Origin of the sequence: Cellulomonas xiejunii (genome assembly GCF_024508315.1) — a bacterium.
Lineage (GTDB): Bacteria > Actinomycetota > Actinomycetes > Actinomycetales > Cellulomonadaceae > Cellulomonas > Cellulomonas xiejunii.
This window is the reverse complement of sequence record NZ_CP101987.1, coordinates 1923028-1937390: the sequence shown is the minus strand read 5'-3', so window position 1 is coordinate 1937390 and position 14363 is coordinate 1923028. Positions and strand designations below refer to the sequence as shown.

The following is a 14363-nucleotide window of genomic DNA, read 5'->3' as shown; positions in this document are numbered from 1 at the left end:
GCGGAGCGTGACCACATGAGGGTGATGGCCCAGATGGCGATGGTCATGAACCTCGACAAGTGCATCGGGTGCCACACGTGCTCGGTGACCTGCAAGCAGGCGTGGACGAACCGCACGGGCGTCGAGTACGTGTGGTTCAACAACGTCGAGACCCGCCCGGGGATCGGCTACCCCCGCACGTACGAGGACCAGGACCGGTGGCGCGGCGGCTGGGTGCGCACGCGCCGCGGGCGCCTGAAGCTGCGGGCGGGTGGACGGCTGAGCAAGCTCGCGCACATCTTCTCCAACCCCACGCTGCCGCAGATCCACGACTACTACGAGCCGTGGACGTACGACTACGACGTGCTGCTGTCCTCGCCCCAGGGTGAGCACACCCCGGTCGCGCGGCCCAAGTCGCTGCTCACGGGCGACGACATGGCGATCCGCTGGTCGGCGAACTGGGACGACAACCTGGGCGGCGCGGGCGAGACCATGGCCGCGGACCCCGTGCTCGCGACGATGAGCACGCAGGTCAAGGCGGAGTTCGAGCAGACGTTCATGTTCTACCTGCCGCGCATCTGCGAGCACTGCCTCAACCCGTCGTGCGTCGCGTCGTGCCCGTCGGGCGCGATGTACAAGCGGGTCGAGGACGGCATCGTGCTGGTCGACCAGGACAAGTGCCGCGGGTGGCGGATGTGCGTCACGGGCTGCCCGTACAAGAAGGTCTACTTCAACCACAAGACCGGCAAGGCCGAGAAGTGCACGCTGTGCTACCCCCGGCTCGAGGTCGGTCTGCCGACGGTCTGCTCCGAGACGTGCGTCGGGCGTCTGCGGTACCTGGGCCTGGTGCTGTACGACGAGGAGAAGGTGCTCGAGGCCGCGTCGGTGCAGGACGAGCGCGCGCTGCTCGACGCCCAGCGCGCGGTGTTCCTCGACCCGCACGACCCCGAGGTGGTCGCCGGTGCCCGCGCGGCGGGCATCCCGCAGGACTGGGTGGACGCGGCGCAGCGCTCACCGGTGTGGCGGCTCATCAGCGACTACCAGGTGGCGCTCCCCCTGCACCCGGAGTACCGGACCATGCCGATGGTCTGGTACATCCCGCCGTTGTCGCCGGTCGTCGACGTGGTGGCCGGCAGCGGCGCCGACGGCGAGGACGCCCCCACGCTGTTCGCCGCGATCGACCGGCTGCGCATCCCGCTGGAGTACCTCGCGGGGCTGTTCACGGCCGGTGACGTCGGGCCCGTCCAGGACGTGCTGCAGCGGCTGGCGGCGATGCGCGCGCACATGCGCAACGTCAACCTCGGTCTCGAGCAGGACCCGCGCATCGCGGCGTCCGTCGGTCTGGACGCCGACGAGATGGAGTCGATGTACCGGCTGCTCGCGATCGCCAAGTACGAGGAGCGCTACGTCATCCCCGCCGCGCACGCGGAGACGGCGCGCGACCTCGAGGAGCTCGCGACGGGCTGCTCGCTGGAGACCGAGGGTGGGCCGGGCATGGGCGGCGCGGGCCCGTTCGGCTCGTCGAGCGGGCGGCCGATGCGGGTGGCGGCCGAGACGTTCCACGCGCTGCGCCACCGGCAGCGCGCCGACCGGCCCCCCGCCGGCGAGGGCACGCCCGAGCGGGTCAACCTGCTGAACTGGGACGGCAACGGCGCACCGGCGGGCATGTTCCCGCCCGCCCCGGACCACCCGGGCTACGGCGAGGGTCCCGACGTGCCGAGCGGAGCGGACCGGTGAGCCCGCGCACGCCGGCCCTGCCGTTCCTGGCGCCCGTGCACGTCGACGCCGAGCAGCGCGCCACCGCGCACATGGCGGCGGCCCTCCTGCTCGACCACCCGGGCCCCGACCACGACGCGCACCTGACCGCGGTGCGGGAGGCCGCCGCGACGCTGCCCACCGCGGTCCGCGACGCGCTGCTGCGCTTCGTCGACGCCGTCGCGGGCTGGGACGTCACCGACCGCCAGGCCCACTACGTCCGGACGTTCGACCTGCGTCGGCGCTGCGCGCTGTACCTGACGTACTACGCGGCCGGGGACACACGTCGCCGCGGCATGGCGCTCGTGCGGTTCGTCGAGGCGTTCCGCGCGTGCGGCTGGGCGCCGCGCGACGACGAGCTGCCCGACCACCTGCCCGGCGTCCTCGAGCTGTCGGCGCGCGACCGGGGCCCGGTGCCCGACCTGCTGCTCGCGAGCCACCGCGACGGCATCGAGGTGCTGCGCTCGGCGCTGCACGGCTACGGCACGCCGTACGCGCACCTGCTCGACGCGGTCTGCCTCACGCTGCCGGAGGTGGACCCCGCGACTGCCCGGCGCTTCGCGGCCCTGCTGGCGCAGGGGCCCCCGCAGGAGACCGTCGGGCTCGACCGCCCGCTGCTGCCCTTCCCCACGACACGTCCGACGGAGGTCCCGGCATGAGCCCCACCGACGCGCTGCTGTGGGTGGCGATGCCGTACGCGGTGGCCGCGGTCTTCGTCGTCGGGCACGTCTGGCGGTACCGGTACGACCAGTTCGGCTGGACGACGCGCTCGTCGCAGGTCTACGAGAACCGGCTGCTGCGCTGGGGGTCGCCCATGTTCCACCTGGGCATCCTCATGGTCGTCGCCGGGCACGTCGTGGGTCTGCTGATCCCGCGCGCGTGGCTCGAGGCGCTCGGCGTCGACGAGCACACGTACCACCTGGGGGCGACGTGGCTCGGCACAGCCGCCGCGGTCCTGACCATCGCGGGGCTCGGCATCCTCGTGTACCGGCGCCGCATGGTCGGCCCCGTCTTCCTGGCCACGACCCGCTCCGACAAGCTGATGTACCTCGTGCTCGCCGCGACCTTGGGGTTCGGCACCGCTGCGACCGTCCTCCACCAGGTCTTCGGCGACGCCTACGACTACCGCGGCAGCATCTCGCCGTGGGTCCGCAGCCTGCTGACGCTGCAGCCGCAGCCCGAGCTCATGGCCGGTGTGCCGGCGATGTTCCAGGTGCATGTCGTCAGCGCGATGGTGCTGTGCGCGATCTGGCCGTTCACGCGGCTCGTGCATGTGTTCTCGGCGCCCGTGGGCTACCTGTTCCGCCCGTACGTGGTCTACCGCTCACGGGACGCGGGGCCCGGGTCGCGCGCCGCACGCCCCGGCTGGGAGGGTGTCGAGCGACCGGGCGCACGGCCTCGGCTGTGAGCACCCGGTCATACGACCGTCACCGACCACCGGGAGGACCGCCCCATGCCGGATCTCACTGCCCTCGCCGCCGACCTGCTCACCGCGGCGCGTACCGACCCGCACGGCCGCAGCGCCCAGCTGGTCGTGCACGACGGCGAGCTGCGCCAGACCGTGCTCGCACTGGTGGCCGGCGCCCGCCTCGGCGAGCACTCCTCGCCGCCCGCCGCGAGCCTGCAGGCGCTGAGCGGGCGCGTCCGCGTCGAGGTCGACGACGAGGTCCAGCAGGAGGTGGCCGCGGGCGAGCTGTGGGAGCTGACGCACGAGCGGCACTCGGTGCTCGCGCTCGAGGACAGCGTGCTGCTGCTGACCACCGTGACCGGCGTCACGACGAGGCCGCACGGGTGAGCGGGACGTGCCCGGTCAGCCGGGGTGGTCACCGCCCGCGACCTGCGCCACCGCGTGCGGCAGCACGGGGCCGAGCACCTCGAGCGCATCGCGCGCCGCCCCCACCGAGCCCGCGACGTTGACGACGAGCGTGCGCCCCGCGACGCCCGCGACCCCGCGCGACAGCACCCCGGCGGCCACACCCCGGCGCACCGCGTCCGCGCGCAGCGCCTCGGCGATGCCCGGCACCAGGCGGTCCAGCACCGCGAGCGTCGCCTCGGGCGTGCGGTCGCGCGGCCCGAGCCCGGTACCTCCCGTCGTCACGACCAGCGCGGCACCCGAGGCGACCGCGTCGCGCAGCGCCTGCTCGACCGGCGCGCCGTCCGGCACGACGACCGGGTCATCGACCCGCAGGCCGAGCTCCCGCAGACCGGCGACGAGCACCGGTCCCGAGCGGTCGGTGTACTCGCCGGCCGCGGCACGGTCCGACGCCGTCACGACGACCGCGCGCGGGGCGTCCGTCGGAGGTCCGCTCGCGGACGCGGGCTCAACCACGCGTCCACGTCCCGCTGCGGCCGCCCGACTTCTCCTCGACGCGCAGGTCCGTCAGGTACGCCCCACGGTCGACGGCCTTGACCATGTCGACGAGCGTGAGGCCGGCCGCGGCCACGCATGTCAGCGCCTCCATCTCGACGCCGGTGCGGTCCGCGGTGCGCACGCGCGCGCTGATCGTGACGCCGTCGTCGACGACCTCGAGGTCGACCTTCACGCCGTGGATCGCGATGGGATGGCACAGCGGCACGAGGTCGGGCGTCCGCTTGGCCGCCTGGATGCCCGCGATCCGCGCGACCGCCAGCGCGTCGCCCTTCGGCACCCCCTCACCGCGCAGCAGTGCCACGACCTGCGGTGTCGTGACGAGCCGCCCGGTCGCGCGGGCGCTGCGGACGGTGACGTCCTTGTCGGCGACGTCGACCATGTGCGCGGCGCCGCGCGCGTCGACGTGGGTCAGGTGGTCCTGCTCGCTCACGCGTCGTGCTCCCTCAGGTCGATGACGGTCACGGGGTCACCCGCGGCCACGTGCGTGACGTCCTCGGGGACGTCGACGAGTGCGTCGGCGCGCGCCAGCGCGCCGAGCAGGTGCGAGCCGGGCCCGCCGACGAGCACCGCGACGGGCGCACCGCCGCTCCACTCGAGCCGCGCCCGGAGCAGCTGGCGGCGCCCGGCGGGTGAGTGCAGGTCGCCGGCCGCGGTGGCGGTCAGCGTGCGCCGGTGCACCTCGCGGGCGCCGAGCATGCGCCGCAGCAGCGGCCGGACGAACACCTCGAACGACACGTACGAGCTCACGGGGTTGCCGGGCAGCGCGAGCACGGGCGTGCCGTCGGCGAGGGTGCCGACGGCCTGCGGCTTGCCGGGCTGCATCCGCACGTGCACGAGCTGCGCGTCGCCGTCCGCGAGCAGCGCGTCGCGCACCACGTCGTACGCGCCCACGGACACCCCACCCGTCGTCACGACGACGTCGGCGCGCGCGCCGAGCTCGGCCAGCGCGGCGCGCACGGCGTCGACGTCGTCGCTCACGCAGCGCACGTCGACGACGTCCGCGCCGGCGTCCGCCGCGGCCGCCGCGAGCTGCGGGCCGTTCGACTCGTGGATCTGGCCGTGCCGCAGCGCGCCGCCGGGCGCGACGAGCTCCGAGCCCGTCGACAGCACCGCCACGCGCGGCCGCGCGTGCACCTCGACCTGCGCGTGGCCGGTGGCCGCCAGCAGCCCGATCGCACCGGCACCGAGCACGTCGCCCGCACGCAGCACGACGTCCCCGGTGCGCACGTCCTCACCGCGGGGCCGCACGTGCGCGCCGGGCGCGACCACGCGGTCGACGCGCACGCGGACCGTGCCGCCGTCGGTGAGCTCCACGGGCAGGACGGCGTCGGCGCCCCCGGGCACGGGTGCGCCGGTCATCACGCGGACGACGGCACCGGCCGGGACGCGCACGTCACGCGTGTCGCCCGCCGGCACGTCGTCGGCCACGTCGAGCACCGCACCCGCGTGCAGCTCTTCGCTGCGCACGGCGTACCCGTCCATCGCCGAGCTGTCCCACGGCGGCAGGTCGACCGTGCTGCACACGTCGCCCGCGAGCGCGCGCCCCCGGGCGTCGGCCAGCGCGACCCGGACGCCCGGCAGCGGGCCCGCGAGCGCCAGGACTGCTGCGGCGTGCTCGTCGAGGCTGCGGACGGTGCGGACCGGCAGCCCGGCTCCGGCGGCGAGGACGTCGGCCATGGGCTCAACCTACTGCCGGGAGGCCGCCCGTCCGCGTGGTGGCGGATCCGCGGTGCGGCAAGCGGACGGGCTCCGTATCATCGCCGGATGCGAGCCGTGAGCGCCGCCGGCGCCGCGGCGCCGCGCGAGGGAGGGCTGGTCGACCGGTACGGCCGGGTGGCCACGGACCTGCGGGTCTCGTTGACCGACCGCTGCAACCTGCGCTGCACGTACTGCATGCCGGCCGAAGGTCTCCCCTGGGCTCCGGACGACACCGTGCTGACGGACGACGAGGTCGTGCGGCTGGTCCGGGTCGGTGTCGAGCACCTCGGCGTGCGCGAGGTCCGGTTCACGGGCGGTGAGCCGCTGCTGCGGCGTGGGCTCGAGGGCATCGTCGCCGCGACGTCCGCGCTGCGGACGGCCGACGGCGCACCGGTGCGTACGGCGCTGACGACCAACGGCCTGGGACTCGACAAGCGTGCCGTGGCGCTGGCCGCCGCGGGGCTCGACCGCGTCAACGTGTCGCTCGACTCGCTCGACCCGCAGCGGTTCGCGGCGATCGCGCGGCGTGACCGGCACGCGGACGTGCTCGCCGGCCTGGCCGCTGCCGCGGCCGCCGGGCTCGCGCCCGTGAAGGTCAACGCGGTGCTGGTGCGCGGGGTCAACGACGACGAGGCCGTCGCGCTGCTCACCTGGGCGCTCGCGCACGGGTACCACCTGCGGTTCATCGAGCAGATGCCGCTGGGACCGCACGGGTCGTGGCGACGCGAGGACCTGGTGACGGCGCGCGAGATCCTCGACGCGCTCGCGGCGCAGTTCGAGCTGGTGGCCGAGCCGGCCGCGGCGCGCGGCGGTGCCCCCGCGGAGACGTGGCACGTGGGCGGGTACCCGGGTGCGACGGTGGGTGTCATCGGCTCGGTGACGCGGCCCTTCTGCGGCGCGTGCGACCGCACCCGCCTGACCGCCGACGGACAGGTCCGCAGCTGCCTGTTCGCCCGCGACGAGGACGACCTGCGCGGGCCGCTGCGCGGTGGGGCGGACGACGCGACGCTCGCGGCTGCGTGGCGCACGGCGATGTGGGGCAAGGCTGCCGGCCACGGGATCGACGACCCGACGTTCCTGCAGCCGTCGCGGACCATGAGTGCGATCGGAGGGTGACGCGATGACGACCGCGAGCACGACCGGGCAGGACACCGTCACACTCGTCGAGGTCCGCTACTTCGCGGCGGCCGCCGAGGCAGCAGGCTGCGATGCCGAGCACGTGGCGGTGCCACCCGGGACGCGCGTAGGCGCGCTGCTCGACGCGCTCGCGGAGCGGCACGGCCCCGCACTGGGCGAGGTCGCAGCCCGGTGCGCGCTGCTCGTGGACGGCGTGCTGCACCGTGACCGGGACGAGCCGCTCGGTGCGCCGCACCGCGTCGACGTGCTGCCGCCCTTCGCGGGCGGCTGACCGGTGTCAGGCGCTGTCGACCCACTCGTGGCCCCCGGCGGTCAGGTCCTGGCGCTTCCACACCGGCAGGTGCGCCTTGATCTCGTCGACGAGCAGCGCGGCCGCGGCGAAGGCCTCGTGGCGGTGCGCGGCGGAGACGGCGACGCCCAGCGCGCAGTCCCCCACGTCGAGCGCGCCGATGCGGTGGACGCACGCGACCGCGTCGACCGGGCTGCGTGCGGCGACGTCCGCGACGACGCGCGCGACCACGTCCGGCGCGTCCGGGTGCGCGACGTACTCGAGCCCCGTCACGCCGCGCCCGCGGTCGTGGTCGCGCACCACGCCGGCGAACGTGACGACCGCACCGGCCGCAGCGTCGCTGACGGCGCGCGCGAGCGCGTCGACGTCGACGGGGTCGGCGGTGACCTCGGCGAGGACCACACGGCGGGCCGGGGCGTGCAGGCGCGAGTCGTCGGAGGTCACGCTCGTCAGCCTAGGCCGGGGCGCGCAACGCGCTGCCGCGCCGCCGCCGTTCCGTCCCGCAGCGACCGCAGATGCGGCTCGTCGGGGGCAAAACGCCCGCAGATGCGGTCGCTCCCCTAGGCTGGGGCGGGTGCCGACCTACCGCGCCACCGAAGCCGCGACACTCCTGGGCGTCAGCGACGACACCGTGCGGCGCTGGATCGACTCCGGGCGGCTCGCCGCGGTGCGCGACGCCGCCGGGCACCACGCCGTCGACGGCCGTGCGCTCGCCCGCCTCGCGCAGGAGCTCGGGGCCGAGCCCGCACCCGGCGGGCACCAGCGCTCGACCCGTAACCGGCTGCGCGGCATCGTCACCCGCGTCGTGCGCGACACCGTGATGGCCCAGGTGGAGATCCAGGCCGGGCCCTTCCGGGTCGTCTCGCTCATCAGCCGCGAGGCCGCCGACGACCTGGGCCTGGAGCCCGGTGTCGTGGCGGTCGCGTCGGTCAAGGCGACCAACGTCGCGGTCGAGCACGTGGAGCAGCCATGACCCTGCCCTCGGCCCGGCGACCCGCGGTCGTCCTGCTCGCGGTCGTCACGCTCGGGCTCGTGGGCTGTGCCGCGTCGGCGCCCGCCGCGGTCCCGGCCGAGCGGCGTCCACCTGCCGCCTCGGGCACGCTCGACGGCACCCTGGTCGTGCTCGCAGCGGCCTCGTTGACGGACGTGCTGACGACCCTCGCCGACGACCTCGAGGCCGAGCACCCCGGGTTGACGGTCCGGACGAGCTTCGCCGGGAGCGCGACGCTGGCACGCCAGGTGGTCGCGGGCGCCCCCGCCGACGTGCTCGTCACGGCGAGCCCGCAGACCATGGCGGGCGTCACCGAGGTCACCGGCGGAGACGCCGTCGTCGTCGCCCGCAACCGGCTGCAGCTCGCGGTGCCGGCCGGCAACCCCGGTCACGTCACGTCGCTCGCGGACGTCGCCGACCCCGCCCTGACGGTCGCGCTGTGCGCGCCCGAGGTGCCGTGCGGCGCCCTCGGCGCGCAGGCCCTCGCCCGGGCCGGCATCACGCCGTCGCCGGACACCCTCGAGCAGGACGTGCGGGCCGTGCTCACGCGCCTGACGCTCGACGAGGCCGACGTCGGCCTGGTCTACCGCACGGACGTGGTCGCCGCCGGCAGCGCGGTGGACGGCCTCGAGCTGCCACCGGACGCGCAGGTGACGACCGCGTACCCGGCGCTCGTGCTGCCCGACGCCCCGCACGCCGAGGCCGCCACGGCCTTCCTCGCGCTGCTGCGCGGCCCGGAGGGACGCCGCACGCTCACCGAGGCCGGGTTCGAGGTCCCGTGACCACACGGGACGCCCCGACGACGCGCCCGACCACGGGGGCGAGCGCGCTCGCGTCGGGCTGGGCCAGTCGCGTGCTCGTCGGGCTCGCGGGCCTGGGCGTGGCGGTGCTCGTGCTGCCGCTGGTCGCGCTGCTGCTCGCGACGCCGTGGCACGACATGACGACGCTCGTGGCCGACCCCGCCGTGCTGCAGGCGCTGCGGCTCTCGCTCGTCACGGCGGGCACCGCCACGCTCGTGGCGCTCGTGCTCGGTGTCCCGCTCGCCTGGGTGCTCGCGCACGACGACCTGCGGGGCGGGTGGCTGCTGCGCTGTCTGGTCACGGTGCCGCTCGTGCTGCCACCCGTCGTGGGGGGCGTCGCGCTGCTGCTGCTCCTGGGGCGGCGCGGCCCGCTCGGCGGGACGCTCGAGGCGTGGTTCGGGGTCACGGTGCCGTTCACGTCGGTCGCCGTCGTCCTCGCCCAGGTGTTCGTGTCGCTGCCGTTCCTCGTCCTGGCCGTCGAGGGCGCCCTGCGCGGGGCCGACCGACGCCGCGCGCTGGCCGCGCAGACGCTGGGCGCCTCCCCCGCGTACGTGCTGCGGCGTGTGACCCTGCCGGCCGTCGGACCGGGCGTGGCCGCGGGCGCGGCGCTGTGCTTCACGCGCGCGCTCGGGGAGTTCGGCGCCACCGTGACGTTCGCCGGCAGCTTCCCCGGCACCACACGCACGATGCCGCTGGCCGTGTACCTGGCGATGGACACCGCACCCGAGCAGGCGGTGGCGATGTCCGTGCTGCTGCTCGTGCTCTCGGTCGCGGTGCTCGTCGCGATGCGCGGACGGTGGGTCGGCGGGCTGCCGCTCGCCCGGGCCTCGCGGACGGGGGCACGATGACGCTCGAGGTCGACGTGCGGGTCGCGCGCGGCCCCTTCGGGCTGGACGTGGCGTTCCGCGTCCCGGCCGGGTCGGTGCTCGCGGTCATGGGGCCGAACGGCAGCGGCAAGTCCACGCTGCTGGAGGCGGTCGCCGGCCTGGTCCCGGTCACCACCGGGCACGTGCGCCTGGGGGACGCCGTCCTGGACGACGCGTCCGACGGCCGCCACGTGCCACCGCGGGACCGCCGTCTCGGGGTGGTCCTGCAGGACGGCCTGCTGTTCGGTCGCCTGTCCGCCCGCGAGAACGTCGCGTTCGGGCCGCGCGCGCAGGGCGTACGGGCGCACCGGGCGCGTGCGGTCGCCGACGCGCTGCTGGCGGACGTCGGGCTGGCTGCACACGCCCGCACGCGTGCCGACCAGCTCTCCGGCGGGCAGGCGCAGCGCGTCGCGGTCGCCCGGGCCCTGGCGGCGAACCCGCGGGCGCTGCTGCTCGACGAGCCCTTCGGCGCCCTGGACGCCGGGACCCGCGAGCGCGTGCGTGACGTCGTGCGGCGTGCGGTCGGGACCGGCGTCCCGGCGCTCGTCGTCACCCACGACCTGCGCGACGCGCTGGACCTGGCCGACGAGGTCCTCGTGCTCGAGGAGGGTCGCGAGGTCCAGCGGGGCACGCCGGCCGCGCTCGCCGCCGCGCCCGGCACGCCGTACGTCGCGCGGGTCGCCGCGGCGATCTCCTGAGCACCGCCTAGCGTGGCGGTCGTGACGTCCGCACCCGCCCTCGTGGTCGTGCTGACCGGCGGCACCGCCCGCCGGCTCGGTGGCGTCGACAAGACCGCGCTCGACGTCGGCGGGCTGCCCGTGCTGCGGCGCCTGCTGGACGACGTGGGGCCGCTGCCCGTGGTCGTCGTCGGTGAGCCGCGGGACGTCGGGCGAGCGGTGCTGTGGGCGCGCGAGGACCCGCCGGGCGGCGGGCCGTTCGCGGGGGTGGCCGCCGGGGTCGCCGCCGGACTGGCGGCCCACCCGGGCACGGCGGTGGTGGTGGTGCTGGCCGGTGACCAGCCGTTCGCCGGCGCAGCCGTCGCCGCGCTCACCGCGGCGCTGGCCGAGGAGCCCGACGTGGACGCCGCACTGGCGACGGGGCCTGACGAGCACCCCCAGCCGCTGCTCGCCGCCTACCGGATCGCGGCCCTCGCGGACCGGCTGGCCGACCCGCACGGCCGGCCCGCGCGCGACCTCGCCGCCGGCCTGCGGACGCGGCTCGTCCACGTGGCGGCACGCACGGTGCTCGACGTCGACGACCCGGACGACCTGGCCACGGCGCGGCGGGCGGCAGCACGGCTCGGGACACCGCGGGACGCCGACGGGTCGGGCTCCCCGCGCAGCGGGCGTCCTGCGGGGCCGCTCAGCCCGCAGCCGCCCCCCGGTCGCTGAGCAGCGCGTCGACCTGGGCGAGAGCCTCGGCCACCGCTGCTGCCACGTCACCGCCCTGCGCACCGGCACGCCCGGCCGCGAGCCCCACGACGTAGGCCGTCAGTGGTGCTGCCGGCCGCACGACGCCGTGCGCGACGTCCCGCACCATGTCGAGCACCTGGTCCTGCGTCGCGGCCACCAGACCCACGTCGACCCCGAGTGCCGGGGCCACGCTCCGCGTCCAGTCCTGCAGTGCGTCCATCGCCACACCTCCTCGGTGCAGCCTAGGCCGCCGTGGTCCACCCGCCGGGTGACACGTCGCAGGATCTCACCGCGCCGGGGCGCTCCCGGCCTGGTCCGCACCGGTCGCACCGAACGCCTGCGCCCGGTGCCGGGCGTGCATCCCCTCGACCAGCTCGGCCTGCGCACGCGAGCGCTCGACCAGGCGGTCCAGGCGTGCTGCGTCCAGCCCGAGGGCGTCGGCGTGCTCGCGCAGCGTCATCCAGCCCAGCCGCTTGCCCTCGAGCCCCGACCGCAGGATCTCGAGCTCCAGGACCAGCGAGAGGGGCGAGCGGCTGCGGATCCGCCCGTTCGGCTTGAGGCGCGCGACACGCTCCGCGACGGCCGCGCCCGCGTGCTTCCACCGCGACAGCGTGAACCCCAGGTCGCGCGCGGTCGCCTCGTGGACGTCACGCTCCTGGCGCAGCTCGCGGGCCAGCTGCGCGAGCACCGGCGCGTCCTCGCCCGCGTCCGGGTTGCCGCTCATGCGCTCGACGCGTGCCGACACGGCGCTGGCGCCGGTGATGTGGTCGTTGATGTAGGTCCGGACGAGCGCCAGGTCGAGGGGCTCGTCGGTGTGGTCCGTCATGGCGTCCCTCCGGTCGGCGTCACCCTGATCCTGCGGTGCCGCGACCCCGGGCGCACGCCGGGACGGGTGGTTCAGACGCTCTCGGTCCGCGGCGCGGGCGGCGGGCCTGCCTGCTCCGCCTCGCGCTCGACCAGCAGCTCACGCCGGCTCGACTCCCGCGGCCGGTACACGACGCGGGAGTGGAACGTGAAGCGCACCACGAAGGCGATCGCGATGGTGATGGCCGTCGCGAGCACCGCCGCGACGTGCATGGTCTCGACCAGCAGCGCCATGACGGGCATCCGGATGAGCGTCTCGACGTTGTTGAAAGTGAACGACTGCCCGAACCGCGCCCACACGCCCTTGCCCTCGTGCCGCAGGTCGCGGAACACGAAGCGCTCCTGCAGCAGGAAGTTGCCGACGATGGTGAGCTCCGCGGCGACGAGGGCAGCGAGCAGCCACGGGGCGCCGAGCCAGGTGAGCAGCGCCACGATCGCCACGTTCGCGACGGCGCCCATCCCGCCGATGATCGCGAAGCGGGACATGCGCCCGAACCGCAGACCCGCGAGCTGCCACATGAAGTGCACGCCCTGCGCGAGGTTCGCCTTGGACTCCCCGGCGAACCGGGAGCCGAACACGAACGGCACCTCGACGACCCGCATCGGGTGCCGCGCGAGGATCTCGAGGAGGATCTTGAACCCCCGCGGACGCAGCGTCTCGAGGTCCACCGCGGCCTTGCGCACGGCGAAGAAGCCGGTCATGGGGTCCGAGCAGTCCCGCAGCCGCACGGGGAACATCGCGCGCGTCACGGCCGTCGACGCGGACGACACCGCGTGCCGCACGACGCCCGACAGCCCAGCGCTGGACCCGTCGCCCGTGTAGCGCGACGCGACGACGACGTCGACGTCGGGCTCCTGGACCCGCTTGACGAGACTGGGGATCAGCTCGGGCGGGTGCTGCAGGTCGCCGTCCATGACGAGGAAGTACGGGGTCGTCGACGCGCGCACGCCCTCGAGCACGGCGCCACCGAGGCCACCTTCCGGCTCGTCACGGTGGATCACCCGCACCGGGAGCTCGGCCGTGGGGGCGACGGCCCGCACCACGTCCGCGGTGTCGTCGGACGAGTCGTCGACGAACAGCAGCTCGACGCCCAGGCCGCGCGTGGCCTCACCGACCCGGCGGACCAGCTCGGCGACGTTCGGGGCCTCGTTGAACGTCGGCACGATGACGGTGACGCGCGCGTCGTTCCGCTCGGGCGTTGCGGTCATGGGGGCCTCGCTTCGCTCTCCGCCGATCCCTGCCGACTCTGGCGAGGGTGCTGCCACGGTAACGGACGACGCCGTGCGGGCCGAAGGGACGACCGGTCCTAAACGCTTCGGGCGTTCGAGGACCGTGACATCCGTCCGCGCGCGGGAGATCGCCCGCTCTGTCACCATGTCGCACGTGAAGCGCGATATGACCGCCCACCTGACCCTCGACGTCACGTCCCCCGCGCGCCTGGTCCTCGAGGTGGCCGTCGCCCTCGTGCACGACCCGACGGAGCAGCTCACCGTGACGTCCGCCGGCCGCGCCGTCACGCCACGCGAGGTGGTCGACCCGCACGGGACCCGCCTGCACGTGCTCGACGTGGATCCCGGCCCGCTCACGGTGGACTACCGCGCGACCGTCACCGGCCGTGCCGAGCAGGACCTGGGCGGCCCCTCCGACGAGCTGGTGTACCTGCGCCCGAGCCGCTACTGCGAGTCCGACGAGCTCGCCCCCACGGCACGCTCGGAGTTCCAGGGCCTGACGGGCGTCGACCTGCTCGCGGCGGTGAGCTCCTGGGTCGGGACCCGCGTCGCGTACGTCCCGGGCGCCAGCCTGCCGACGGACGGCGCCGTCCGCACGCTGCTCGCCCGCCGGGGCGTGTGCCGCGACTTCGCGCACCTCGTCGTCGCCCTCCTGCGCGCGCTCGACGTCCCGGCGCGCGTCGTCGCCGTGTACGCACCCGGGCTGAACCCCATGGACTTCCACGCGGTGGCCGAGGCGTACGTCGAGGGCCGGTGGCGGGTCGTCGACGCGACGACGCTCGCGCCGCGCTCGACCCTCGTGCGGATCGCGACGGGGCGCGACGCGTCCGACACCGCCTTCCTGTCGGTGCACCGCGGGACCGCGACGCTCCGGGAGGTCGTCGTGAGCGCCGTCGTCGACACCCTCCCCGACGACGACGTGCGCGAGCTGGTGTCCCTCGGCTGACCCTCGCCGGCACGCGCAGCGGACG

At 75.5% G+C, this 14363-nt stretch carries 19 protein-coding genes; 12 read left to right on the top strand and 7 right to left on the bottom strand.

The features are described from left to right. Positions 1–15: 15 nt before the first annotated feature. The 4 genes from narH to NP048_RS08860 are packed head-to-tail and all read left to right on the top strand — an operon-like array spanning position 16 to position 3529. Entirely contained in the window at positions 16–1716 is a 1701-nt protein-coding gene (gene narH / locus NP048_RS08875) for a nitrate reductase subunit beta (protein WP_227578634.1), read from the top strand. Beyond that, a complete protein-coding gene (gene narJ, locus NP048_RS08870) occupies positions 1713–2393 on the top strand; it encodes a nitrate reductase molybdenum cofactor assembly chaperone (protein WP_227578633.1) in 681 nt (226 codons plus the stop codon). Before narH ends, narJ begins: the two co-directional genes overlap by 4 nt. Continuing rightward, entirely contained in the window at positions 2390–3142 is a 753-nt protein-coding gene (narI, locus tag NP048_RS08865; protein ID WP_227578632.1) for a respiratory nitrate reductase subunit gamma, read from the top strand. The genes narJ and narI overlap by 4 nt, the downstream gene beginning before the upstream one ends. A gap of 45 nt (positions 3143–3187) precedes the next feature. Next, positions 3188–3529, top strand: a complete 342-nt coding sequence (locus NP048_RS08860) for a cupin domain-containing protein (protein ID WP_227578631.1) — start codon at positions 3188–3190, stop codon at positions 3527–3529. A gap of 15 nt (positions 3530–3544) precedes the next feature. Here NP048_RS08860 and NP048_RS08855 read toward each other — a convergent pair whose 3' ends face one another. From NP048_RS08855 to NP048_RS08845, 3 genes are read right to left on the bottom strand one after another with little or no spacing between them, the layout of a single operon-like run. Beyond that, positions 3545–4063 (bottom strand): MogA/MoaB family molybdenum cofactor biosynthesis protein, encoded by a 519-nt coding sequence (locus NP048_RS08855; RefSeq protein WP_227578630.1) that lies wholly within the window; start codon positions 4061–4063, stop codon positions 3545–3547. Then, positions 4056–4484: a cyclic pyranopterin monophosphate synthase MoaC gene (gene moaC, locus NP048_RS08850; RefSeq protein ID WP_372456857.1), complete on the bottom strand. Its 429-nt coding sequence runs from the start codon at positions 4482–4484 to the stop codon at positions 4056–4058. Before moaC ends, NP048_RS08855 begins: the two co-directional genes overlap by 8 nt. Positions 4485–4531: 47 nt before the next feature. Then, positions 4532–5782 carry a molybdopterin molybdotransferase MoeA gene (locus NP048_RS08845; RefSeq protein WP_227578628.1) on the bottom strand — a complete coding sequence of 417 codons (1251 nt, stop codon included), beginning with the start codon at positions 5780–5782 and terminating at the stop codon, positions 4532–4534. A gap of 87 nt (positions 5783–5869) precedes the next feature. On the opposite strand from NP048_RS08845, the gene moaA reads away from it, so the two are divergent. Together moaA and NP048_RS08835 are read left to right on the top strand one after the other, a co-directional pair. Then, positions 5870–6919: a GTP 3',8-cyclase MoaA gene (moaA, locus tag NP048_RS08840; protein ID WP_227578627.1), complete on the top strand. Its 1050-nt coding sequence runs from the start codon at positions 5870–5872 to the stop codon at positions 6917–6919. A gap of 4 nt (positions 6920–6923) precedes the next feature. Next, positions 6924–7211 carry a MoaD/ThiS family protein gene (locus NP048_RS08835; protein ID WP_227578626.1) on the top strand — a complete coding sequence of 96 codons (288 nt, stop codon included), beginning with the start codon at positions 6924–6926 and terminating at the stop codon, positions 7209–7211. A 6-nt stretch (positions 7212–7217) separates the two neighbouring features. Here NP048_RS08835 and NP048_RS08830 read toward each other — a convergent pair whose 3' ends face one another. Beyond that, positions 7218–7673 (bottom strand): molybdenum cofactor biosynthesis protein MoaE, encoded by a 456-nt coding sequence (locus tag NP048_RS08830; RefSeq protein ID WP_227578625.1) that lies wholly within the window; start codon positions 7671–7673, stop codon positions 7218–7220. Between the two features lie 130 nt (positions 7674–7803). Here NP048_RS08830 and NP048_RS08825 point away from each other — a divergent pair, with 130 nt between their 5' ends. Genes NP048_RS08825 through NP048_RS08805 form a run of 5 tightly spaced genes read left to right on the top strand, consistent with a single transcriptional unit; the run spans position 7804 to position 11277 of the window. Continuing rightward, the gene (locus NP048_RS08825; RefSeq protein ID WP_227578624.1) at positions 7804–8202 is read left to right on the top strand and encodes a TOBE domain-containing protein; all 399 of its coding nucleotides are present in this window, start codon (positions 7804–7806) and stop codon (positions 8200–8202) included. After that, entirely contained in the window at positions 8199–9002 is an 804-nt protein-coding gene (gene modA, locus NP048_RS08820; RefSeq protein WP_227578623.1) for a molybdate ABC transporter substrate-binding protein, read from the top strand. Before NP048_RS08825 ends, modA begins: the two co-directional genes overlap by 4 nt. After that, positions 8999–9868 (top strand): ABC transporter permease, encoded by an 870-nt coding sequence (locus NP048_RS08815; protein WP_308054117.1) that lies wholly within the window; start codon positions 8999–9001, stop codon positions 9866–9868. The genes modA and NP048_RS08815 overlap by 4 nt, the downstream gene beginning before the upstream one ends. After that, positions 9865–10584, top strand: coding sequence for an ATP-binding cassette domain-containing protein (locus NP048_RS08810; protein ID WP_227578622.1), 720 nt, complete (start codon positions 9865–9867; stop codon positions 10582–10584). The genes NP048_RS08815 and NP048_RS08810 overlap by 4 nt, the downstream gene beginning before the upstream one ends. 21 nt (positions 10585–10605) lie before the next feature. Further along, positions 10606–11277 (top strand): NTP transferase domain-containing protein, encoded by a 672-nt coding sequence (locus NP048_RS08805; protein ID WP_227578621.1) that lies wholly within the window; start codon positions 10606–10608, stop codon positions 11275–11277. Here the strand turns inward: NP048_RS08805 and NP048_RS08800 are convergent. From NP048_RS08800 to NP048_RS08790, 3 genes are all read right to left on the bottom strand, one after another. Further along, positions 11249–11518 carry a DUF6457 domain-containing protein gene (locus NP048_RS08800; protein ID WP_227578620.1) on the bottom strand — a complete coding sequence of 90 codons (270 nt, stop codon included), beginning with the start codon at positions 11516–11518 and terminating at the stop codon, positions 11249–11251. The genes NP048_RS08805 and NP048_RS08800 overlap by 29 nt on opposite strands. Before the next feature lie 66 nt (positions 11519–11584). Then, positions 11585–12124, bottom strand: coding sequence for a hypothetical protein (locus tag NP048_RS08795; RefSeq protein WP_227578619.1), 540 nt, complete (start codon positions 12122–12124; stop codon positions 11585–11587). 71 nt (positions 12125–12195) lie between these two features. Continuing rightward, positions 12196–13371: a glycosyltransferase gene (locus NP048_RS08790; RefSeq protein ID WP_227578618.1), complete on the bottom strand. Its 1176-nt coding sequence runs from the start codon at positions 13369–13371 to the stop codon at positions 12196–12198. A gap of 175 nt (positions 13372–13546) precedes the next feature. On the opposite strand from NP048_RS08790, the gene NP048_RS08785 reads away from it, so the two are divergent. Beyond that, complete coding sequence (locus tag NP048_RS08785) at positions 13547–14338, top strand: transglutaminase-like domain-containing protein (RefSeq protein ID WP_227578617.1); 792 nt, start codon at positions 13547–13549, stop codon at positions 14336–14338. Positions 14339–14363: the final 25 nt, after the last annotated feature.